The following is a 20,895-nucleotide window of genomic DNA, read 5'->3' on the forward strand; positions in this document are numbered from 1 at the left end:
AATCTGTAAGGGTTGACCTTCGTTTCGGTCAACCCTTTTTTATGGGATAAACAGCATGAAAATCGCATTAGTGACAGGCGGCAGTCGCGGCATTGGCCGGGCTACCGCCATTCTGTTGGCACAAATGGGCTGGCGGGTCGCCGTCAGCTTCGCCCGGCGCACCGATGCTGCGCTTGAAGTCGTGGATATGATTGAGCAGCAGGGAGGCAGTGCTTTTGCCCTTCAGGCGGATATTGCTGATGAAGCGCAGGTGATGGCGATGTTTGCTGACATCGACCGTCAGCCGGGGCAATTGACGGCGCTGGTCAATAATGCCGGTATCCTGTTTCAGCAGGCCACGCTGGAACAGCTCACGGCAGAGCGCATTAACCGGGTCTTTGCCACCAACGTCACGGGCAGTTTTCTTTGCTGTCGCGAAGCGGTTAAGCGCATGGGCCACCATCACGGTGGGAGCGGCGGGGCGATTGTCAATGTTTCCTCGGCGGCCGCCAGAACGGGGGCGCCGGGTGAATATGTTGATTACGCCGCATCAAAAGGGGCAATGGATACGCTGACTAAAGGGCTATCGCTGGAAGTGGCGGCGCAGGGTATCAGAGTGAACGGCGTGCGTCCGGGCTTTATTTACACCGACATGCATGCGGACGGGGGGGAACCGCAGCGGGTCGATCGGCTGGCACCCGGCATTCCAATGCAGCGCGGTGGCCAGCCGGAAGAGATCGCGCGCGCGATTGCCTGGTTGCTCAGTGATGAGGCGTCATACATTACCGGAACATTTATTGATGCGGCGGGCGGCCGCTGAGATAACGTGGTCGGATGATGGCAATAAACGATAACGCCTAAGGCCAGTTCTTATCGGGTAGAGGGGCTGGCTGAAAAAGGTCAGCCCCTCCCTCTCTCTTAAAGCTCGGAAATATAGCCGACATCGTCGGACGTGGGATTCCCGGCCGCCGCGCGTGCCAGCTCATCACAACGTTCATTCTCAACGTGGCCCGCATGACCTTTAACCCACTTCCAGGTGATCTCATGGTGGCTGAGGGCCGCATCCAGGCGCTTCCACAGGTCGACATTCTTAACCGGCTTCTTATCGGTGGTTTTCCAGCCGCGTTTTTTCCAGTTATGTATCCAGGTGGTAATTCCCTGACGAACATACTGACTGTCGGTACTCAGCACCACCGCACAAGGCTGTGTCAGCGCTTCCAGTGCCACAATCGCCGCCATCATTTCCATGCGGTTGTTGGTGGTCAGGTGGAAACCTGCGCTGTACGTTTTCTCATGCTTGCCATAGCGCATAATCGCGCCATATCCCCCGGGGCCAGGGTTGCCAAGGCACGAACCGTCGGTGAAAATTTCTACCTGCTTAAGCATCTCTGGTAGACTCCCTGTAGAAAAACGCCAAGTCTGCCATAAATGCGCCTGATGAGCACCGTAAATACCGTTCACCCGGTCCACGAACGGCCCTTTCGTCTTCAACGGGGTGTGGCCTGTATACAAAATATCTGCAGGACCGTGAAATGGGATTAACGATAAAAGCAGGGCCTGCTCCAATTGTGCTCTGAATCACAAATTTGAATATTGATTACGGTTTCTATTGGGAACAAAGCGCCAAAAAAACTACGGTGTCACACCGTGTTACAGGGTTAATTGCTGTTTCTTTCGCCATTGATAAAGAGATTGATGAATGTTTACCAACAAGACGATATCCACTTTAAACGCGTTGGAGAATAAAGTTTATAATTTTGTAATTAAAAATTTGAATACTGTTGTGTACATGACAATCAGAGAGCTTGCAAACAGTTCTCAGGTGTCGACGGCAACGGTATTGCGTTTTTGCAAGAAGATAAACTTCAATGGATATTCTGAATTCAAAGCCTATCTGAGAATGTATCTGGAGCAGGATAAAAAAATACTGTTGCCACATGGTGCCGATGAAATACTTAGCTTCTTTAAAAGTATTAATAATAATGACTTCGATGAATTAATTATCAGTGCAGCAGAACATATTGTCGCGGCTGAGCGTGTGATCTTCGTTGGTGCAGGCAGCTCAGGTACACTGGGTAAGTATGGGGCACGCTTCTTCTCTAACATTGGCAAGTTCAGCAACCATATTGATGATCCCTACTATCCTGTCAGCACCGATATGTACAAAAATGCGGTGGCTATCGTGCTATCAGTTTCGGGTGAAACCCCTGAAATTATTAAATTAGCCAAACAGTTTCTCATTCATCAATGCAAAATTGTCAGCATAACCAGTAATAACAAATCCACTCTTGCCTTAATGGCTGACTTTAATGTTTCCTATCATGTATCCAGAGTGTTAATCGCGAATGAATATGACATTACGACGCAGGTTCCAGTGATTTATATCCTTGAATCTATTGGTCGTCAGTTGGCTAATAAAATGACGCCGGAAATGTCACAGGGTGTTTCTTTCTTGTGACAAATGACGAGCCTGTGTTTTTGTTATAACGTGACTTTAACAGTGTCTTTTTTTACCATTAATTTCTAAATATTTAAGCGCGAACGACTTAAATTAAACTAATGGCAACGGAAGACACGTGATGGCAATTAACTATGCTGAATCGGCGAAAGAGATCGTCGTTCTGATTGGTGGTGATGATAATGTGATCAGTGTCACGCATTGTGCCACGAGATTACGATTCGTCCTTAAAGATTATTCTCAGGTAGATAAAGACACCTTAAAGCGCGTTAAGGGCGTGATTACCGCCGTTGAATCCAGCGGTCAATTGCAGGTCGTCATCGGCAATCACGTGGGAGATGCCTATCGCGAAGTACAGCACCTGCTGAATATCGACGAAAGCGTGGCGGTCAGTGCACCCAATGTCGGTGTCGTCAATCGCTTGATGGATATTATCTCCAGCATCTTCGCCCCCTTCCTCTATCCACTGGCGGCATGTGGCGTATTACAGGGGCTGATTTCATTGTTCGCTGCACTGGGGTGGATGGACCCTGCCAGCGGCACTTACCGCATTCTTAACTTTGTTTCCTGGACTGGTTTTACTTTCCTGCCCGTGATGGTGGCTTTCACCGCGGCGAAAAAATTCAATGTAAATCCTTTCACGGCAGTCATTGCCGCCTGTGCCCTGGTTTCACCTGACTACATCAACATGCTGACGGCCAATAAGATCCTGCTGGCGAACTCTGCCGATCCTGCGTTGCAGGCATTGATGAAAGCGGCGGTCGATAACCCGGAAATTGCCAAAGTACTGGTCGAGGTAGCAGGTATTCCGCTGACCGCTGATCCCCTCACCTTCCTCGGTTTGCCGGTGCAGTATCTCAGCTATACCTCCTCGGTGATCCCTATCATCCTGATGGTATGGATCATGTCTTATGTGCAGCGCTTCTTTGAACGCGTGCTGCCCATCGTCATCCGCAATATGTTCACCCCAATGTTCTGCCTCGCCATTATGGTGCCCTTAACGCTGCTGGCGTTCGGACCTGTCGGCAACATGATAGGCGGTGCAATCGGTGGTGTTTACAACTCGCTGTACCATCTCAGCCCGTCCATTGCTGGTTTTGTTGTCGGTGCTGTCTGGATGCCACTGGTCACCCTGGGGGTTCACTGGGGCATTACCCCGGTCACGGTAGGCAACTACGCCACGCTGGGCTACGACACCTTTACCGGATTACAGGCTTCAGCCGTGTTTGGCATGGCCGGCGCCGTTTTTGGTGTCTATCTGAAAGCCAAAGACGATGAACTGAAACGCGTTGCGCTCTCTGCCGGGATCACCGCTCTGTTTGGTATTACGGAACCGGCTATCTATGGCGTGGCACTGCGTCTCAAGCGCCCGATGATTTGTGGATGTCTGGCCGGGGCTATCGGTGGCGCCATCGCCGGGGCATTCAATGCAGTGTCATGGAGCTACTGCATACCGGGTATTGCGGTCTTACCGGTGTTCTTTAAAGAAGGGCATATGACGCAATTTCTCGGCTTCCTGCTGTCTGTGAGCGTGGCCTTTGTATTGGGCGTGGTGTTCGCCTGGCTGGGTGGATTTAAAGAAGAGATCCCGACAGAAAAACGTGTGATGGCTAATGTCAACGCTGTCTGAATGACTGAAAAAGAAGTGAATGATGAACAATAAATTACCAAAAGAGTTTATGTGGGGTGGTGCGGTTGCCGCACACCAGGTCGAGGGCGGATGGGACAAGGGGGGCAAAGGCCCGAGTATTGTTGATGTCCTGACCAGCGGAGCACATGGTGTGGATCGTGTGATTACAGACGGTATCAAGGAGGGCCTTCTGTACGCCAATCACGACGCGGTGGATTTCTATAATCAGTATCCTGGCGACATCGCATTGTTTGCTGATATGGGGTTCAAGTGTTTCCGCACTTCAATTGCCTGGTCACGCATTTTCCCTCTCGGTGATGAACTGGAGCCGAACGAAGAAGGGCTGCGTTTTTATGACGCGCTGTTCGATGCGCTGCTTAAACAGGGTATTCAGCCCGTCATTACGCTCTCACATTTCGAGATGCCCAATCATCTGGTCACGGAATATGGCGGCTGGAAAAACCGCAAAGTGGTGGATTTGTTTGTCAGATTCAGTGCGGCAGTCTTGAAGCGTTACCAGCATAAAGTGAAATACTGGATGACGTTCAATGAGATTAACAATCAGCGTAACTGGAAAACCCCGTTGTTTGGCTACTGCTGTTCCGGGGTGATCTTCACCCAGGAGCCGAACCCGGAAGCATGCATGTACCAGGTGCTGCACCACCAGTTCGTTGCCAGTGCGCAGGTGGTGAAACTCGGGCATGAGATTAACCCGGAGTTACAGATTGGCTGCATGATCGCCATGGTGCCGTTGTATCCCTTCTCCTGCCATCCCGACGATGTGATGTATGCTCAGGAAGCCATGAGGGAGCGCTTCCTGTTCGGTGATGTACATATGCGCGGCTATTATCCGTCGTACATCCTGAAAGAGTGGCAGCGTAAAGGGTATGACATTGTGATGGCGCCGGGTGACGCACAAATCCTGCGTGAAGGTTGCGCCGATTATATTGGCCTGAGTTATTACATGAGCAATGCCGTCAGCAGCGAACAGGCCGGCAGCGGTTCTGCCCTGTCAGGGTTTGAAGGCAGTGTGCCTAATCCGCATGTCAAAGCCTCAGACTGGGGATGGCAAATCGATCCGGTGGGTTTGCGTTATGTGCTCAATATTCTGTATGAGCGTTATCAGAAACCGCTGTTTATTGTCGAGAACGGCTTTGGTGCGGTGGATGTAAAAGAGGAAAGCGGCGAGGTCAATGATGACTATCGTATCGCCTATCTCCGTTCTCACATTGAGCAAATGAAAAAAGCTGTTCTTGAGGATGGCGTTGACGTTATGGGGTACACCCCCTGGGGCTGCATTGACTGTGTCTCCTTCACCACCGGGCAATACAGCAAACGCTACGGCTTTATCTATGTTGATAAAAATGATGACGGCAGCGGCACCTTTGTTCGGTCGAAAAAGAAAAGTTTTCACTGGTATAAAAAGGTGATTGCCAGCAACGGCGATACGCTCTGAGCCATATTAAACGATGACATCATACGCGACAGGGAGGTCGCTCAATAATAAAGGTTGGAAGATGAAAAAAAGAACCTCTCTGTCCCTTACTCTGTTTATAAGCCTCAGTATTACCACGTATCACGCACAGGCAGATTTATCCGTCATACAAAACAGTTTGCTGACCGAACTGCAACAAAAGCCCTTGCTGGTTGAGGATTTAAGTCATCCGGCATTTAGCTGGGCACTGTCAGGCAGTGGTCGGAGTGAAAAGCAAACGGCTTACCGCATTATCGTGGCCACCAGTGACGCGGTGATTAACCCTGCGGGTCGTTTGACCAGAGAAAAAAACGTTGTCTGGGATTCCGGAAAAATACCCTCTGCGCAATCTTCGGCGGTGCCATATAGCGGGCCGCAACTCAGCCGTGCTACCCGCTATTACTGGTCAGTACAGGTGTGGGATCGGCAAGGACAGGCATCGGCGTTTGCTCCTCTCTCTCGCTTTGATACCGCATTGAAAGCGGGCTGGCAGGCAAAACCCATTTGGTCTGAAGCGCAGCCCAACTGGGCCTTCTTCCGACACAGTTTTCGGGCAAAAAATAAACCCATCAGCCGCGCGATCCTTTATGCGACAGGCCAGACGCCCGAAGATACCCGACAGTATGTCTATAAGGTGAATGTGAATGGTACGTTTGCCGGGTTGGGGCCTGTCAGAGGCTACAACAACCAACATTTCTATAACGCCTTTGATGTCACGGCACTGCTGCGTCAAGGGCAAGACAACGCGCTGGGGGCACTGGCGTTTACCTACGGTAAAAAGAAAAGCTTTATGGCGGAACTGCGCATCCATTATCAGGATGGAGAGGTGCAGACGATTGCTACTGATGAGCGTTGGAAAGTGCTGGATGGCACAGCGGCATTCCCTTATGCAGGCGATGTTCATGCTCAGGAGGCGGTATCCTGGGTGGGTTTCCGCTATCCCCATGAAAATATCGTCGCTAAAAATTATCCAGCCGGTTTCGACGTCACGGGTTTTGACGACAGGACCTGGTCAGCACCGCGTGTACAGTCACCGATTGATAATCTGACGGGTTACCCGGCAGAGAATCTGACACAGATAGAGGTGAAGCCGCGTAAGGTGACATCACTGGGTAAAGGCCACTTCCTGCTGGATTATGGAACGACGGTCGTCGGTGGTATGACGCTGACCCTGGATAACCGACAGTCGATCGCTAACGACGTCACGATCAAAACGGGGGAGATACTGGCCGCCGATGGCGCCGTAAAATGGCAGACTGCCGCGTTAATTAACAACCTCGATAAATGGCAGCTAAAACCCGGCAAACAGACGCTTGAACATTTTGGTTTCCGCGTCTTCCGCTATGCGGAAATTTCTGGATTGCCGGATGCACTGACTGCCAGTCAGTTGGGTGAAATGCTAACAACGCAGGCGTTACGTTATCCGTTCGATGACGGTGCGGCCACATTCAGCTCATCGAATAAGACCTTGAATGATATCTGGGCGTTCTCAAAAGCGTCAATCAAGGTACTGAATCACGATCTCTACGTTGATTCTCCTAACCGTGAACGTGCGCCTTACGAAGCGGATACTTACATCCAGCAGTTGAGCAATTACCAACTCGACAAGGGTTACCCGCTGGCGCGCTTTTCCACGGAATGGTTGATCGACCACTCGACCTGGCCGATGGAATGGAAGGTCTACAACATCCTCAATGCCTGGAATGATTACCTGTACACCGGCGATGATCGTCTGATCCGCACGTATTATTCGCAGCTCAAAGGTAAAATTCCGGCGAAGCTGACCGCAGGTTTTGATGATAAAACCGGGCGGGTGACAGCGAATTATGGCGATGGGGCGCCGGGACCGGATCATGACATCGTGGACTGGCCTGCCTCATTACGTGCCGGTTATCAGTTCTCCAATACTCACAATGTGACCAATGCGTTCTTTTCTAAAGGAACGCAGACGCTGGCGGACATCGCCGGGGCATTAGGTGAACGTCAGGACCAGCAGCATTATCGCCAGCTGGCGGATGCCTCAGCCCGTGGCTTCCGTTCGGGCTTTTATGACGCCGGGGCTCAGGCCTTTAAAGACAATATTGGCGGTAAACATCATCTCTCCAGCCAGGCGAATGCATTTGGTGTGGCGTTCGGTCTTGCGACGCCTGAAGAGGCCCGCCATGCGGCGACATTCCTGGCAGATAAAAAGATGCTGGAAGGCAGTGTATATAGCGCGCTGTTTGCTCTGAGTGCGATGGCAGAAAACGGCCAGGGAATGGAAGCTATCAATCAGATAACGGGCCTGAACAGTGATGGAACGCTCCGTCAAAATAGCCATAACTGGCGGCACATGATGGAACAGGGATCAGGCTCTACCATGGAAGCCTGGAATGAGTCTGACGACCTTACCGTCAGCCACTCTCATCCGTGGGGGACGGCACCAGTCATTGTCGCTTCTCAGGGGGTTTTTGGCGTAAAACCCCTCAAACCCGCGTATGAGCAGTTTCAGATCAAACCGATATTGCAAGGCCTGACAAAGGCCGACATCACCGTTCCGACTATCCGTGGAGAGATTAGCGCTTCGTTTGAGGTGAACAATCAGATCTGGCATTTGAATGTCGTGATTCCCGCGAATACGGAAGCCTTTATTTATATTCCAGCCCGCCATATCGATGACATTAAAGAAAGCGGTGTGGGATTAAATACGGTGAAGGATATTCAGTTTATTTCTGAGGGCAGTGGTTACGTTAAAGTGTTAGCAGGATCCGGGCACTATGCGTTTGTCTCGAATGGAAACTAAGCACGTTATTTTTTATTTATAAATAACACCCTCTGTTGATAATAAGCATCATTCCGGCAAAGCCGGAGGGGTGCTTATTATCTGAAAAAAATAATAGATAGAGATAATAATGAACACATTTAAAAAACTGCCCTTAACGGTGGCGGTCATTGCCGCGCTGTGCCCGTTTTCTGCTCTTGCGGAGCAAATGATTAGCCAGCAGCAGTTAGATAAGATTGTCGCTCAGGCGGTGGAAAAAGCGCTGGCAGAGCGTGAAGCAAGAGTGAGTGCCGCAACGCAGCCAACGCTAACGCCAGCGGCTGCCCCTGCTGCTGCAACATCCGCTGCGCCAGAAGCTCTCCCTGTTGCCGTCACACCCTCCGCCGATATGGCCATCCCTTACGGACTGAAGTTTTCCGCGTATGCCCGTTATGGTGCCCATTTCCAGGGCGGTGACCAAAAATATATCGCGGTGGATGGTTCCTATAATGGTTCGTCGGGTATTGGTCGCCTGGGGAACGAAGGCTACGGCGGGGAGTATCAGCTGTCTAAAACCTTTAAAGCGGAAAATGGCGCCATCTGGGATGCCAACGTGATGATCGATCACTGGAGCGACGAGCTTAATTTAAAGAAAGCCTACGTTGGCGTTACCAACCTGTTTGAATCGCAGCCCGATGCGTATCTCTGGGCCGGACGTGATTTCCATCAACGTCCACAGCAGGAGCTGAATGACTACATGTGGATGAGCCATGACGGGCAGGGGGCGGGGATTAAGAATCTCGATCTCAACGGCGTGCTGTTTGATCTGGCCGCCGTGGGGGCGGTGGAGTCCTGTGACGCACGGGTGGTAGAAGATGGCGATAATCCTTCGCGAATTTCCTGTACGGGTGGGGCCGGCACGGGTGAAAAAGGCAATTATGCGCTGACGTCAAAAATCCATGGCATCACAGTCGGTCCGGTTGATGTGGCGCTGTACGCCAACTACGGGCTTGACTCAAAAGCGGTAGAAAGCGATGAACGTACCAAAGCGTGGCAGGGGGCCGTAGTACTCAGCCATACGACCGATCGCTCGATGAACCAGTTCATCACGCGCTATTCAGACAACGCAGATAATAGCGTTTATAACAAAACGGACGCGCTGCGCTCGATTTATACCAGCTTTGATGGGGTCTACACCGTTAACCCTCAGACCACCGTCAGGTATCTGTTGGCCTTCCAGGACTATCGTAACAGCGAACTGAGTGAGGATAACCGCAGAAACTACGCCGCGATAATCCGCCCAATGTATTTCTGGAACGAAGTACATTCGACCTGGCTTGAAGGCGGCTATCAGCGCGTTAACTACGAAGAAGGGGGAAGCAACAAAGGGTGGAAGATGACGCTTTCGCAAAATATCTCTTTTGCTATGGGGCCAGACTTCAGACCAATGCTGCGTTTCTATGTCACCGGGGGAGAAGTGGATAACCAGCATACGGCGCGCACCACGGACACTGAGGACACTCGCCTTGATTCCTTCAACGTCGGCGCGATGTGGGAAGCGTGGTTCTGATTCGACCCATCATCGTCTGATCAGCCAGCGGTGTTGTGATGCCGCTGGTTCGTTGCTCTGAGCAGTGAAGCATGACTTGAGCACATGGCAGATGCTATTCTGTGTGGCGTATCCCCCTTTCAACACGCCGCAGCATCCTTGAGCCAGGCACGCATTCAATTATAGTGAGTAACGAATAGTGAGTTTTCAAAGTACTAATGACAGGATCATCGTTCTCGATACCGAAACCACCGGTATGAACATGATTGGTGTCCACTATGAAGGGCATCGCATTATTGAAATTGGTGCCGTTGAGGTGATTAACCGCCGCCCGACGGGCAATAACTTCCATGTGTATCTCAAGCCCGATCGGCTGGTGGACCCGGAAGCCTTTGGCGTACACGGTATTGCAGACGAATTCCTGCTGGATAAACCCACCTTCGCTCAGGTGGCAGATGACTTCCTGGCGTATATTGATGGCGCAGAGCTGGTGATCCATAACGCGTCGTTCGATATCGGCTTTATGGACTATGAGTTTGCCAAACTGCAGCGTGGCATTGCCAAAACCGAAACCTTCTGTCAGATCACCGACAGCCTGGCGATGGCACGTAAGATGTTCCCCGGCAAGCGTAACAGCCTTGATGCGCTGTGCTCACGCTATGAGATAGACAACAGCAAACGTACGCTGCACGGCGCACTGCTTGACTCCGAAATACTGGCCGAAGTCTTCCTGATCATGACCGGCGGGCAGACCTCGCTGACCTTCTCAATGGAAGGGGATCGTGAAGAACAGGATGATGGCGAAACCATTCACCGCATTACCCGGCCATCCTCGGGGCTGCGCGTGGTGCGTGCCAGCGAGCAAGAGCGGATCGCGCATGAGGCGCGTCTTGATCTGGTGCAGAAAAAGGGCGGCAGTTGTTTATGGCGCCCGATCGATGCCAGTGATGTATAAGTGATTAAAAAGCAGGCGAAAACGCACTTTCGGTGAAAAAGAGAGCAGTTGAGATAATTCCACAGAAAAAGCGTTGACGCAGCGCAGGCCGCCCCGTAATATGCGCCTCGTTCCCGACGGGGAACATCGGTGGAGCGGTAGTTCAGTTGGTTAGAATACCTGCCTGTCACGCAGGGGGTCGCGGGTTCGAGCCCCGTCCGTTCCGCCAAGCATTTAGAGAAAGGCCGATTCGAAAGAATCGGCCTTTTTCGTTTTACGACGATGATGCCCTTCCTGAATATCTCACCCATCCTGTCTGCTTATCCTTTCGATCGTTATCGTGCTGCCGCGCGGTGAATCACCTTATATCGTAAAATATCTATAGATAATGACCGGGAGTCGATGTATCACTTTCCATCCCTCTGATATAAGAAAAAAGATGAAGATTAAACCGTTCAAGGATGAGCCATGATAAAGCCGATATTTCTCTTCACCGTACTACTGATCGTTACACTGGCATCCGGATTACAAGCGGCCCCCGTTTATGCCGATAAACCTACTGCTGAAGCATCGGATCTCATGAAGCAATATGTCATGTCGTCGGTGGCGGAGCGTGCTGAGGTTCTGCACAGACTGGAAGTGCTCTCTACCAAACACCCTGATAATGTTAACGTAAGACGGATGTATGCCAACCTGCTAGTCTCTGACAGAAAATATGATAGTGCCATCTCACAATATGAAATGCTGAATAAAAAAAATCCGCGCCCGGTGCTCTTACTACCGGAATGTATGTTGAAAGAAAGGGTGGGTAAGAAAGACAAAGGGTGTTACCAGTCTGTCATTGCGATCGCTGAAGAGAAAAACATCCTGGATAGTGATTATCTTACCGCGCTGTATTTTGCGGACGATCAACGTTTCTTGGCAGAGAAAGAGAAACTTATTAACGCTAATAAAATGACAAAGGCTGAACTTGCTGTTTTTTCATTAAGCCATGAGCGCATTCTGTATACCCTGTATCCGTAACTGCGGGCAGGCTTACGGTACAACAAGAAAGCCCAGGGACCAGAAAATCTCTGGCCCCTGGTCATATCACTCTTTCTGCATCGCGACTTTCGCGTTATAGCCTTGTGTTGAGGCATTCTCCACATCGCCACGGGCGATCCAGCGATAGCTGCCTGCGCCCAGTGCCACCCCGATAAACCAGCTAAAGTTTGCCACCGCATGCAGCGAAGGAATAAAGCTGATCACCAGGCCAATGGCTACCGATGGCAGCAGCGCCACAATCGCTTTCGGGTTAAAACCACCGCGATACCAGTATTTACCTTTTGGCGTGGCATCAAACAGATCATCAACGGAGATCTGGCTGCGTTTGATCAGATAGAAATCGGCCAGCAGGATGCCGAACAGTGGCCCGATAAACGCGCCCAGCACATCCAGCGTATAGTGGATCAGCTCCGGTGACTGGAACAGATTCCACGGCGTCAGCAGCACGGAACCGACCGCTGCGATCATCCCGCCGGTGCGGAAGCTGATCTTCTGTGGCGAACAGTTGGAGAAATCGAAAGCCGGAGAAACAAAGTTGGCCACGATGTTGATGCCGATGGTGGCGGTAATCATTGTCAGCAGACCAATCGCCACTGCCAGATCGTTACCGACCATACTCACTGTCTCAATCGGGTCGGTGATCATTCGGCCAAACAGCGACTGTGTACCCGAAACAATCACTACGGTGACCAGCGAGAACAGCAGGAAGTTAAACGGCAGGCCCCAGCGGTTTCCCCGGCGGATTTCACCCATACTTTTACCGTAGCGAGAGAAATCACCGAAGTTCAGCAGCGGGCCAGAGAAGTACGACACCACCAGCGCGGTAGCCGTCAGCATCTGCCATGCCTGCTCGCCGCCCGTCAGCGTCTTGCTTGCCAGGGTGAAGGAGATACCGTCAAACCCGGTTTTGTATACAATCCATCCTGCCAGCGCCACCATCACCACGTACACCGCCGGGCCAGCCACATCAATGAAACGCTTAATCGCGCTCATTCCGTGCCAGAACACCATCGCCTGCAACAGCCACATAATACCGAAGCAGATCCAGCCGAGCTGCGATAATCCCAGCCAGGAGGCGTGCGTCAGTGACGACAGCGCAGGCCAGAACTTCAGCGAGACCAGCATCAGTGCATTCGCTGCAAGGTACGTCTGAATGCCGTACCAGGCAAAGGCGATTAACCCGCGGATCACCGCCGGGATATTGGCACCAAATACGCCGAATGCCTGACGACAGATCACCGCATAGGGTACGCCCGCCATCTGGCTGGGTTTCGCCACCAGGTTGGCACAGACCTGCACAATACAGATGCCGACCAGCAGACACAGCAGCACCTGCCAGCTGGCGAGGCCCAGCGTGAAGAAGCTCGCGGCCACCACATAGCCACCCATGCTGTGTACATCGGACATCCAGAAAGAAAAGATATTGTACCAACTCCAGTTCTGGTCACGCGTTGGCGCCAGATCCTCATTGCACAGCCGTGGGCTGTAGTTGACGGTGGCGTCTGACGCCGCTGCCGGGGAAGAACCATGACTATTTGGCATGAAACCTGCTCCTGTGAATACAGTTATCAATAAACCGGGTTACAGGAGACATTGCAGGATCCAGGCCAGAATGTAATTTCATGTATACAAAAGTCAGTTTTAATGTGTACGATTCTTGACGGAAATGATGTTTACCGGAGTAGGGAATGAAGAGTGAAACCGGGCTGAAAACGGCCTCCGACCTGAGTGACAAGGATGAGCCTATCTATCAGGCGCTGATGACGGCAATCGTGGAACATCAGTTACCACCGGGCAGTAAATTACCGGAGGAGGCACTCTCCGAGGTGTTCGGCGTCAGCCGTACCGGCATTCGTAAAGTGCTGCAACGCCTCGCCGCAGTGCAAATGATCACGCTGACGCCCAAACGTGGTGCGCAGGTCGCCACGCCAACCGTTGAGGAGGCGCAGGATATCTTCCGTACTCGCAGCCTGATTGAGTGCGCGAACCTGTCTGAGGTATTAATGCACTGCCAGGCCCCTCATCTTGCTGCCCTGGAGAAACTCAATCTCCAGGAGCAGCAGGCCCACGAAAATCACGATGGTGCAGCGGCGATCCGCCTCTCAGCGGCATTCCATATTCAGTTACAGGCGATTTCGGGCAACCAGGTGCTGACCGAAATCGTGACGCGGCTGACCCAGCGCTCCTCGCTGGTGGTTGCGGCATATGGTGCGCCCTGGCAGCAGGGCTGCCGCTGTGACGATCACGATCGGCTGGTGGTGCTGCTACGGGAAAAATCACTGACTCAGCTGACTGACGCACTACGGCAACATTTCGATCATATCGTCGCCAGTCTGCGCTTTGAACGCAGCGGCGAAACGCTGCCGGACTTTTCCCGGTTGTTTGCGTCAAAAGGAGCATGATGATGAGTAGCAAACAGGTCATTCAGGTGATCAACCCCAACACCAGCCTGGCAATGACGGAAACCATCGGTGCAGCGGCACGTGCGGTGGCGGCAGGGAATACCGAGATCCTGGCGGTGTGCCCGACGCAGGGCGTGCCGTCGATTGAAGGGCATTTTGATGAGGCCATTGCTGCCATTGGCGTGCTGGAGCAGATCAAAATCGGCCGTGAGCAGGGCGTCTGTGGCCATGTGATTGCCTGTTTCGGCGACCCGGGATTACTGGCCGCACGCGAGATGGCGCAGGGACCGGTAGTCGGGATTGCCGAAGCCGCGATGCATATGGCAACCCTGGTGGCCACACGATTTTCCATCGTCACCACGCTGCCGCGAACCCTGATTATTGCCCGCCATCTGCTTCAGCAATATGGCTTTGAGCATCACTGTGCAGCCCTGCACGCCATCGACCTGCCGGTGCTGGCACTGGAAGATGGCAGCGGGCTGGCGCAGGAGAAAGTGCGCCAGCGTTGTATACAATCCATCCGCGAAGATGGCTGCGGTGCCATCGTGCTCGGCTGCGGTGGTATGGCCGATCTGGCGCAATCGCTGACACGTGAACTGGGCGTACCGGTGATCGATGGCGTGACGGCTGCCGTGAAAATGGTGGAGTCGCTGGTAGCATTAGGTCTGAACACCAGTAAGCACGGCGATCTTGACTACCCGATACGAAAAAACCTGTCGGGCCAGTTTGAGCGCCTAAACTGAACAGTCGGGTCCCATTTCTTTTTGCGACGTTAAGGACTGAGACGATGAGCAACACTTCGGAAAAAAAAGAGTACAGCTTCAACAAAAACTATCCCCGTGACCTGCGCGGCTATGCGGGCAACCCGCCCCATGCGGCCTGGCCGGGTAACGCGAAGATCGCGGTGCAGTTTGTCCTCAACTACGAAGAGGGCGCCGAAAATAATGTTCTGCATGGTGATACAGGCTCCGAGCAGTTCCTCTCCGATATCATTGGGGCGGCCAGCTATCCTGAGCGCCATATGTCGATGGATTCACTGTATGAATATGGCTCACGCGCCGGATTCTGGCGCATCCATAACGAATTTCAAAAACGTGGCCTGCCGCTGACGGTCTTTGGCGTGGCCATGGCGCTGGCACGGCACCCGGAGATCGTCGAGGCGATCAAAGCCGCTGATTACGATGTCGTCAGTCATGGCTGGCGCTGGATCCACTATCAGGGCATGGATGCAAAAACAGAACGCCAGCATATGCAACTGGCGCTGGATACCCTGACCGACCTGTTTGGCAAGACGCCAACGGGCTGGTATACCGGTCGCGACAGCCCCAACACCCGGCGTCTGGTCGTGGAACAGGGCGGCCTGACCTATGACAGCGACTATTATGGCGACGATCTGCCGTTCTGGACGCAGGTCACCTGTCAGGATGGCACGGTGAAACCGCATCTGATCATCCCTTATACGCTAGAAACTAACGATATGCGTTTTGCCACGCCGCAGGGGTTTAACACCGCGGAGCAGTTTTACACCTACCTGAAAGACAGCTTTGATGTGTTGTACGAAGAAGGGGACAGCACACCGAAAATGCTGTCGATTGGTATGCACTGCCGTCTGCTGGGCCGCCCAGGCCGTTTCCGCGCCTTACAGCGCTTCCTTGACCATATCCAGCAGCATGAAGGGGTGTGGATCTGTACCCGCCAGCAAATCGCTGACCACTGGGTGAAAACCCACCCGGCACCGAAAGCGTAATGCTGACAGCGAGGCTTGCCTCGCTGCCCTGAGCCCGTCCTGTATTATCGCAGAGACCACCAGGTCTCTGCGTACCTGTCAGCTCATCAAACTGACCTGCGCCGCCACAATGCGCCAGCCACAGGGGAGCCTGACCCAGGTCTGCTGCTGACGGCCGATTTTGTCGCTGCCCTCGCGGGTGAACTCTGTGCTGCACACCGCAAAATCATCGCCGTAGCTGGTGATCACCGTATTCTGTAACTGACGGAATAACCCGGCTGAAGGACGTGCAGCCCGAAATTCGCGAATCGCATCGATACCGTACAAGTTCTCTCCCGCACCCAGGCGCACTGTGCGTTCGTCGTGCCAGAAAAGTTCATCCAGCACCGCAATGTCATTACTGATTAACGCCTCTTCGTAACGATAAAACGCGGCGGTAACTTCGGCGAGGATCGCCGGGCGGTCAATATGTTCACTTTTCATGATCAATGCTCCCTATCCGCAGGGGCCGCGTGCGTAATGCCCATTTGCTCCAGCGCGCTGGCGGCACGCAGGCAGGCGGCTTCATTAAACGGGGCGGCAATCAGTTGCAGACCGATGGGTAACCCGCTACGGGTACGTAATGGCACCGTGGTCACCGGCAGGCCGAGGAACGAAATGGGCTGGGTTAACATGCCCATGCTGGCGCGGATCGGCAGGTCACTGCCGTTAATGTGCATGGTCTCCTGGCCAATCAACGTGGCGCTGGTGGGGGTAGCCGGTGCAATCAACACATCCACATGATCGAACAGCGGCAGCACCTGCTGCTGGAAGTGGCGGCGGAAGCGCTGGGCCTGAATGTACCAGGCGGCGGGGATCATCGCCCCGGCCAGCAGGCGCTCACGCGACAAAGGCTCAAAGCGCTCAGGTGCACGGCGCAGGGCGGGGAGGTAATGATTCCCGCCCTCAGATGCGCTGATAATAAACGCCGACGTACGTGCCAGTTCGGCTTCCGGCAGCACGACCTCTTCGCTGGCATTCAGTGCGCTGGCTGCAACCGCCACCGCAGCGCGGGCGTCGTCATCGCACCACTGCTGAAAGTAACCGCCCAGCACGCCAAAGCGCAGCCCTTCACTACCGCGCTCCAGCAGAGGGCTGACCGCCTGCATGGCTTTATCAGCCTGGAAGCTATCGGCAGGATCGCTGCCCTGTAATACATCGTAGACGTGGGTGAGATCGCTGACGCGGCGGGCAAACGGACCAATATGGTCAAGGCTGGCGACAAACGGATGACTGCCGCTGCGCGACAGGCGACCGTAGGTCGGCTTCAGACCAAAGATTCCGCACAGTGAGGCCGGAACGCGGATCGAGCCGTTGGTATCCGAACCGAGGGAGAAATGGACCAGCCCGGCGGCCACGGCGGCGGCCGACCCCCCCGACGATCCCCCGGCAATCCGCGCCAGATCGTGTGGATTACGCGTGGCACCATAATGGCTGTTTTCGGTGGTGAAACCGTAGGCATACGCATCCATGTTCAGCATCCCGGACAGCAGTCCGCCGCCGGCTGCCAGCTTCTGCACGGCCCAGGCATCCTGACATGCCACCGGACGATCGCTGAATAAACTGGCCCCGGCCAGCGTCGCGTGTCCGGCCACATCAAACAGATTTTTGACTGCGTAAGGCACCGCTGCCAGTGGGGGGAGCGGCAGGTTGCCCTGTTTCAGGCGATCAACCCGGTCCGCCTCCTGCAACATGCGCTCCTGGGTAATCTGGGTCCAGGCATTCAGCTCAGGGTTATGCTGCGAGATCGCCGACAGCGTATGCAGGGCGATCTCGCGTGCACTCAACTCACCTTTAGCCAGCAATTGGGTCAGTTCGGCAATCGACAGTGCGGCCAGATTCATGCTTTATACACTCCAGCCACTTCCAGGCGATCGTCCAGCGGGAAGGCCATCAGCGGCGCGGCCATGCCGGCAATGCGGTTGAACTGGGTCAGCAGCTCGGCACGGCGTGCGTCGTCGAGTTCCAGTGCCAGCACCTGCTCCATCTGCGTGACATAGGCTGCCCAGTCGGGCGCCTTTTGCTTGATACTCATCTCAGTTTCCCTCTTTTTTAAAACCCGGCCGCGCTGCCGTTGCTACGCGGATCGAATGCCCCTTCGAGCATCCCGTTGTTGTGACGCACAATCGCGCCCGCATGGCCCACGGCTTCGCTGAAATCAGGCAACAGCTCAACTTCATGGCCCAGCGCCCGCAGCGTGGCAATGGTTTCTGGCGGGAAGCGACCTTCCAGTTTGAGTGAATCGGAGGCCTGACCCCAGGTGCGCCCCAGCAGCCAGCGTGGCGCACTCACCGCCTGCTGCAATCCCATGCCCTGTACCACATGGCGGGTAAAAATGGCCGCCTGAGTCTGTGGCTGGCCATCGCCGCCCATCGATCCGTATACCATCGTCCTGCCATCGTTCAACCGTGCTGCCGCTGGGTTCAGCGTGTGGAATGGCTGTTTACCCGGCATCAGCGCCAGCAGGTGATCGGGATCGAGGCTGAAAGCCGCGCCGCGATTTTGCCAGGTAATACCCGTGCCGGGGATCACCACACCGCTACCAAATTCGTGATAAATGCTCTGAATAAAGGAGACGGCCAGCCCGCTGCTGTCCATCACGCCCATCCACACGGTGTCGCCCGGCCCTTTACCCGTGCCCCACGGCGCCGCCTGATTGACATCGATCTGCGCCGCCATCTGTTGCAGACGATCGCTGTCGAGCAGCGTTTGCATCTGTTCACGCATATGCTGCGGGTCGGTGATGTAACGGTCGCGCAGGCCAAAGGCCAGCTTGGTGGCTTCCACAATGCGGTGAATGGTTTGTGCCTCATCGGCATCGGCCATATTCAGATGGTCGGTGATCCCCAGGATCGCCAGTGATACCAGGCCCTGCGTGGGCGGTGTCATATTAAAGACATCGCCGTACTGATGGTGGATACGCAGTGGCGTCCGGCGTTTAGCCTGCTGACGGTTCAGGTCTTCCAGCGTGACCGGCATTCCCAGCCGTGACATCTCACTGGCGAGCTGACGGGCAAGCGGGCCGCGATAGAAGCTGTCCAGCCCGGCTTCGGCCAGATGAATGAGGGTGTTTGCCAGATCGGGCTGGGTAAAACGGCTGCCACACGACGGCACTTCGCCATCGGGTAAGAAGGTGGCGGCAAATCCCGGTTGATTCACCAGTTCGGCTTGTTTACTGGCGGTGGCGGTCGCCTGGGAGGCGGTGACCGGAATGCCATCGGCGGCATAGCGGATCGCATCCGCCAACAGGCGCGGCAATGGCAGTTGCTGACCGCCCAGTTCACGTGAGATGTCCAGCGCTTCTGACCAGCCGCTGACCGTACCCGCCACCGTCAGGGCCGATTTCGGGCCGCGATGGGGAATGCTGCTGCTGCCCTGATAAAAGTCGATTGTCGCCAGCGAACCTGCCGCACCGCTGGCATCGATCGCCACCGGGTCACCCTTCGGCGGGACAATCAGCCAGAAGCCATCGCCTCCCAGGCCATTCATATGAGGATAGGCAACGGCAACCGTCGCGGCAGCAGCCACCATCGCTTCAATGGCATTCCCCCCTTCGCGTAAAATACCCAGTGCGCTTTCACTGGCCAGATGGTGCGGCGTCACCGCCATGCCCAGCGGGGCCATATTACTTTGATTCATTCCATTCCCGTCGTTCAGATAGCTGATAGGTTGACTAAAGCAATAGCCGTTCCAGTTTGTCGAGCGGCAGAATGTTAACAATTGAATATCTGTCGTATGGCTCCGGTTTTTGATTCAAAACCGGCCGATTTTCAGCCCGCAACGGTGTGAGCTACAGACAGGCACGTTATTTGTATATCATTCTGAGGATGAAACAAACGTTACAGGGTTAATCACATGATGCAGCTTGATGAACGCCTGCGCAGCCACTACGCGCAGCTTTCGCCGCAGGAACAACGTATCGCTGATTTTGCCTTCGATCATTTCGATGACCTGATCAGCTACAACAGTGCCGATCTGGCACGTCTCAGCGGGGTGTCCAAGGCCACGGTAAGCCGTCTGTTTAAGCGCCTGGGCTATGAAAAATATAAAGATATGCGCGACGAACTGCGCACCCTGCGCCAGAGCGGGATGCCGCTCACTGACCACCGTGATGCGGTGCAGGGCAACACGTTGCTGGCCCGTCACTATAAGCAGGAGATGGCCAACCTCACCCAGTGGGTGAACGGGATTGATGCGGCGCACTTTGGCGAGGTCGTTCAGGCGCTGGCAAACAGTAAACGTATTTTTATCATTGGGATGCGTAATGCATACCCGGTGGCGCTGCACCTGCGCCAGCAGTTATTGCAGGCCAGAACACAGGTGCAGGTGCTGCCACAGCCGGGGCAGACGCTCTCTGAAGAGCTGGTGGATCTGACACCGGAGGATATGGTGGTGGTGATGGCGTTCCGGCGCCGCCCACGCATTATCCGCCCGTTGTTACAGCAGCTACAGCACAACGGCATTCCTGTGCTGGCACTGTGTGAACCCCAGGCGCAGGCGGTGATTGCCCTGGCGCGCTGGCAGCTGTGCGCGCCGCTGGACAGTGTCTCTGCCTTCGACAGCTATGCAGCGGCCAACAGCCTGATCAACCTGCTGGCCAACGCAGTACTTCACGAATTACTCAGTGACGGTCGTCAGCGTATTCATCAGATTGCTGACCTCTACACCCAGCTGGATGAGCTGGAACAGCGCTAATGGGGCGCTATTCTGGTGCATTGCATGGTTTTGGGGCGCCGCAAGGCGCCCTTTTTCGGACCCTTTTTCCCGCCAGTGTTTCCCTCTTTTGCCCGGTTTTTCTGTACTGAATATCAGTTTTTTGGCCTGTAATAACGCTTAATATTTGGATTTAACACACTTTTTGTTTTCTGCGGTTTTACCGTCGCGTAAAAAATGTGAGGCAGATAACGCACTGGCACATTA

At 54.1% G+C, this 20,895-nt stretch carries 18 protein-coding genes and 1 tRNA gene; 13 read left to right on the top strand and 6 right to left on the bottom strand.

Features of this window, described 5'->3' with window-relative positions; genetic code table 11:
• Positions 1 to 55: 55 nt before the first annotated feature.
• The gene (locus FVB43_RS11415; protein ID WP_167864033.1) at positions 56 to 799 is read left to right on the top strand and encodes an SDR family oxidoreductase; all 744 of its coding nucleotides are present in this window, start codon (positions 56 to 58) and stop codon (positions 797 to 799) included.
• 98 nt (positions 800 to 897) lie between these two features.
• Here FVB43_RS11415 and rnhA read toward each other — a convergent pair whose 3' ends face one another.
• The gene (rnhA, locus tag FVB43_RS11420; protein ID WP_133846189.1) at positions 898 to 1,365 is read right to left on the bottom strand and encodes a ribonuclease HI; all 468 of its coding nucleotides are present in this window, start codon (positions 1,363 to 1,365) and stop codon (positions 898 to 900) included.
• 313 nt (positions 1,366 to 1,678) lie between these two features.
• Between rnhA and FVB43_RS11425 the strand changes: the two genes are divergently transcribed.
• The 8 genes from FVB43_RS11425 (at position 1,679) to FVB43_RS11460 (ending at position 11,787) form a co-directional block, all read left to right on the top strand.
• Positions 1,679 to 2,437 carry a MurR/RpiR family transcriptional regulator gene (locus FVB43_RS11425; RefSeq protein ID WP_133846190.1) on the top strand — a complete coding sequence of 253 codons (759 nt, stop codon included), beginning with the start codon at positions 1,679 to 1,681 and terminating at the stop codon, positions 2,435 to 2,437.
• Between the two features lie 121 nt (positions 2,438 to 2,558).
• Positions 2,559 to 4,067: a PTS transporter subunit EIIC gene (locus FVB43_RS11430; protein ID WP_133846191.1), complete on the top strand. Its 1,509-nt coding sequence runs from the start codon at positions 2,559 to 2,561 to the stop codon at positions 4,065 to 4,067.
• A 19-nt stretch (positions 4,068 to 4,086) separates the two neighbouring features.
• Positions 4,087 to 5,523 carry a 6-phospho-beta-glucosidase gene (locus FVB43_RS11435; RefSeq protein WP_167864034.1) on the top strand — a complete coding sequence of 479 codons (1,437 nt, stop codon included), beginning with the start codon at positions 4,087 to 4,089 and terminating at the stop codon, positions 5,521 to 5,523.
• A 61-nt stretch (positions 5,524 to 5,584) separates the two neighbouring features.
• A complete protein-coding gene (locus FVB43_RS11440; RefSeq protein WP_167864035.1) occupies positions 5,585 to 8,323 on the top strand; it encodes a family 78 glycoside hydrolase catalytic domain in 2,739 nt (912 codons plus the stop codon).
• A 109-nt stretch (positions 8,324 to 8,432) separates the two neighbouring features.
• Positions 8,433 to 9,851 (top strand): carbohydrate porin, encoded by a 1,419-nt coding sequence (locus FVB43_RS11445; RefSeq protein ID WP_133846194.1) that lies wholly within the window; start codon positions 8,433 to 8,435, stop codon positions 9,849 to 9,851.
• 178 nt (positions 9,852 to 10,029) lie between these two features.
• Positions 10,030 to 10,785 (top strand): DNA polymerase III subunit epsilon, encoded by a 756-nt coding sequence (gene dnaQ, locus FVB43_RS11450; RefSeq protein WP_259150958.1) that lies wholly within the window; start codon positions 10,030 to 10,032, stop codon positions 10,783 to 10,785.
• A gap of 131 nt (positions 10,786 to 10,916) precedes the next feature.
• Positions 10,917 to 10,993 (top strand) — tRNA-Asp (locus tag FVB43_RS11455).
• Between the two features lie 239 nt (positions 10,994 to 11,232).
• Complete coding sequence (locus tag FVB43_RS11460) at positions 11,233 to 11,787, top strand: hypothetical protein (RefSeq protein WP_167864036.1); 555 nt, start codon at positions 11,233 to 11,235, stop codon at positions 11,785 to 11,787.
• A gap of 66 nt (positions 11,788 to 11,853) precedes the next feature.
• Here the strand turns inward: FVB43_RS11460 and FVB43_RS11465 are convergent, their stop codons facing one another.
• The gene (locus tag FVB43_RS11465; protein ID WP_167864037.1) at positions 11,854 to 13,350 is read right to left on the bottom strand and encodes an NCS1 family nucleobase:cation symporter-1; all 1,497 of its coding nucleotides are present in this window, start codon (positions 13,348 to 13,350) and stop codon (positions 11,854 to 11,856) included.
• A gap of 146 nt (positions 13,351 to 13,496) precedes the next feature.
• Between FVB43_RS11465 and FVB43_RS11470 the strand changes: the two genes are divergently transcribed.
• From FVB43_RS11470 to puuE, 3 genes are read left to right on the top strand one after another with little or no spacing between them, the layout of a single operon-like run.
• The gene (locus FVB43_RS11470) at positions 13,497 to 14,210 is read left to right on the top strand and encodes a GntR family transcriptional regulator (protein ID WP_133846197.1); all 714 of its coding nucleotides are present in this window, start codon (positions 13,497 to 13,499) and stop codon (positions 14,208 to 14,210) included.
• Positions 14,211 to 14,212: 2 nt separating this feature from the next.
• Positions 14,213 to 14,953, top strand: a complete 741-nt coding sequence (hpxA, locus tag FVB43_RS11475) for an allantoin racemase (RefSeq protein ID WP_133846198.1) — start codon at positions 14,213 to 14,215, stop codon at positions 14,951 to 14,953.
• 44 nt (positions 14,954 to 14,997) lie between these two features.
• Positions 14,998 to 15,957 carry an allantoinase PuuE gene (gene puuE, locus FVB43_RS11480; protein ID WP_133846199.1) on the top strand — a complete coding sequence of 320 codons (960 nt, stop codon included), beginning with the start codon at positions 14,998 to 15,000 and terminating at the stop codon, positions 15,955 to 15,957.
• Positions 15,958 to 16,035: 78 nt separating this feature from the next.
• Here puuE and hpxZ read toward each other — a convergent pair whose 3' ends face one another.
• Genes hpxZ through FVB43_RS11500 form a run of 4 tightly spaced genes read right to left on the bottom strand, consistent with a single transcriptional unit; the run spans position 16,036 to position 19,614 of the window.
• Positions 16,036 to 16,419 (bottom strand): oxalurate catabolism protein HpxZ, encoded by a 384-nt coding sequence (hpxZ, locus tag FVB43_RS11485; RefSeq protein WP_133846200.1) that lies wholly within the window; start codon positions 16,417 to 16,419, stop codon positions 16,036 to 16,038.
• A gap of 2 nt (positions 16,420 to 16,421) precedes the next feature.
• Positions 16,422 to 17,819: an AtzE family amidohydrolase gene (locus tag FVB43_RS11490; RefSeq protein WP_167864038.1), complete on the bottom strand. Its 1,398-nt coding sequence runs from the start codon at positions 17,817 to 17,819 to the stop codon at positions 16,422 to 16,424.
• Entirely contained in the window at positions 17,816 to 18,010 is a 195-nt protein-coding gene (gene hpxX / locus FVB43_RS11495) for an oxalurate catabolism protein HpxX (RefSeq protein ID WP_197931283.1), read from the bottom strand. The genes FVB43_RS11490 and hpxX overlap by 4 nt, the downstream gene beginning before the upstream one ends.
• 17 nt (positions 18,011 to 18,027) lie before the next feature.
• On the bottom strand, positions 18,028 to 19,614 hold the full coding sequence (locus FVB43_RS11500) for a gamma-glutamyltransferase family protein (RefSeq protein ID WP_133846202.1): 1,587 nt from the start codon (positions 19,612 to 19,614) through the stop codon (positions 18,028 to 18,030).
• A 216-nt stretch (positions 19,615 to 19,830) separates the two neighbouring features.
• Between FVB43_RS11500 and hpxU the strand changes: the two genes are divergently transcribed.
• Positions 19,831 to 20,670, top strand: coding sequence for a MurR/RpiR family transcriptional regulator HpxU (hpxU, locus tag FVB43_RS11505; protein ID WP_133846203.1), 840 nt, complete (start codon positions 19,831 to 19,833; stop codon positions 20,668 to 20,670).
• Positions 20,671 to 20,895 lie beyond the last annotated feature (225 nt).

It is taken from the genome of Erwinia rhapontici (assembly GCF_012271765.1).
In the GTDB taxonomy this organism is placed as follows: Bacteria; Pseudomonadota; Gammaproteobacteria; order Enterobacterales; family Enterobacteriaceae; genus Erwinia; species Erwinia rhapontici.

Excerpts from the sequence above, each read along its gene's own strand:
- FVB43_RS11435 (WP_167864034.1), top strand. The coding sequence starts at position 4,087 with ATGATGAACAATAAATTACCAAAAGAGTTTATGTGGGGTGGTGCGGTT.
- FVB43_RS11460 (WP_167864036.1), top strand. The coding sequence starts at position 11,233 with ATGATAAAGCCGATATTTCTCTTCACCGTACTACTGATCGTTACACTG.
- rnhA (WP_133846189.1), bottom strand. The coding sequence starts at position 1,365 with ATGCTTAAGCAGGTAGAAATTTTCACCGACGGTTCGTGCCTTGGCAAC.
- FVB43_RS11500 (WP_133846202.1), bottom strand. The coding sequence starts at position 19,614 with ATGAATCAAAGTAATATGGCCCCGCTGGGCATGGCGGTGACGCCGCAC.
- hpxA (WP_133846198.1), top strand. The coding sequence starts at position 14,213 with ATGAGTAGCAAACAGGTCATTCAGGTGATCAACCCCAACACCAGCCTG.
- FVB43_RS11415 (WP_167864033.1), top strand. The coding sequence starts at position 56 with ATGAAAATCGCATTAGTGACAGGCGGCAGTCGCGGCATTGGCCGGGCT.
- hpxU (WP_133846203.1), top strand. The coding sequence starts at position 19,831 with ATGATGCAGCTTGATGAACGCCTGCGCAGCCACTACGCGCAGCTTTCG.
- puuE (WP_133846199.1), top strand. The coding sequence starts at position 14,998 with ATGAGCAACACTTCGGAAAAAAAAGAGTACAGCTTCAACAAAAACTAT.
- FVB43_RS11445 (WP_133846194.1), top strand. The coding sequence starts at position 8,433 with ATGAACACATTTAAAAAACTGCCCTTAACGGTGGCGGTCATTGCCGCG.
- FVB43_RS11470 (WP_133846197.1), top strand. The coding sequence starts at position 13,497 with ATGAAGAGTGAAACCGGGCTGAAAACGGCCTCCGACCTGAGTGACAAG.
- FVB43_RS11430 (WP_133846191.1), top strand. The coding sequence starts at position 2,559 with ATGGCAATTAACTATGCTGAATCGGCGAAAGAGATCGTCGTTCTGATT.
- hpxZ (WP_133846200.1), bottom strand. The coding sequence starts at position 16,419 with ATGAAAAGTGAACATATTGACCGCCCGGCGATCCTCGCCGAAGTTACC.
- hpxX (WP_197931283.1), bottom strand. The coding sequence starts at position 18,010 with ATGAGTATCAAGCAAAAGGCGCCCGACTGGGCAGCCTATGTCACGCAG.
- FVB43_RS11425 (WP_133846190.1), top strand. The coding sequence starts at position 1,679 with ATGTTTACCAACAAGACGATATCCACTTTAAACGCGTTGGAGAATAAA.
- FVB43_RS11440 (WP_167864035.1), top strand. The coding sequence starts at position 5,585 with ATGAAAAAAAGAACCTCTCTGTCCCTTACTCTGTTTATAAGCCTCAGT.
- FVB43_RS11465 (WP_167864037.1), bottom strand. The coding sequence starts at position 13,350 with ATGCCAAATAGTCATGGTTCTTCCCCGGCAGCGGCGTCAGACGCCACC.
- FVB43_RS11490 (WP_167864038.1), bottom strand. The coding sequence starts at position 17,819 with ATGAATCTGGCCGCACTGTCGATTGCCGAACTGACCCAATTGCTGGCT.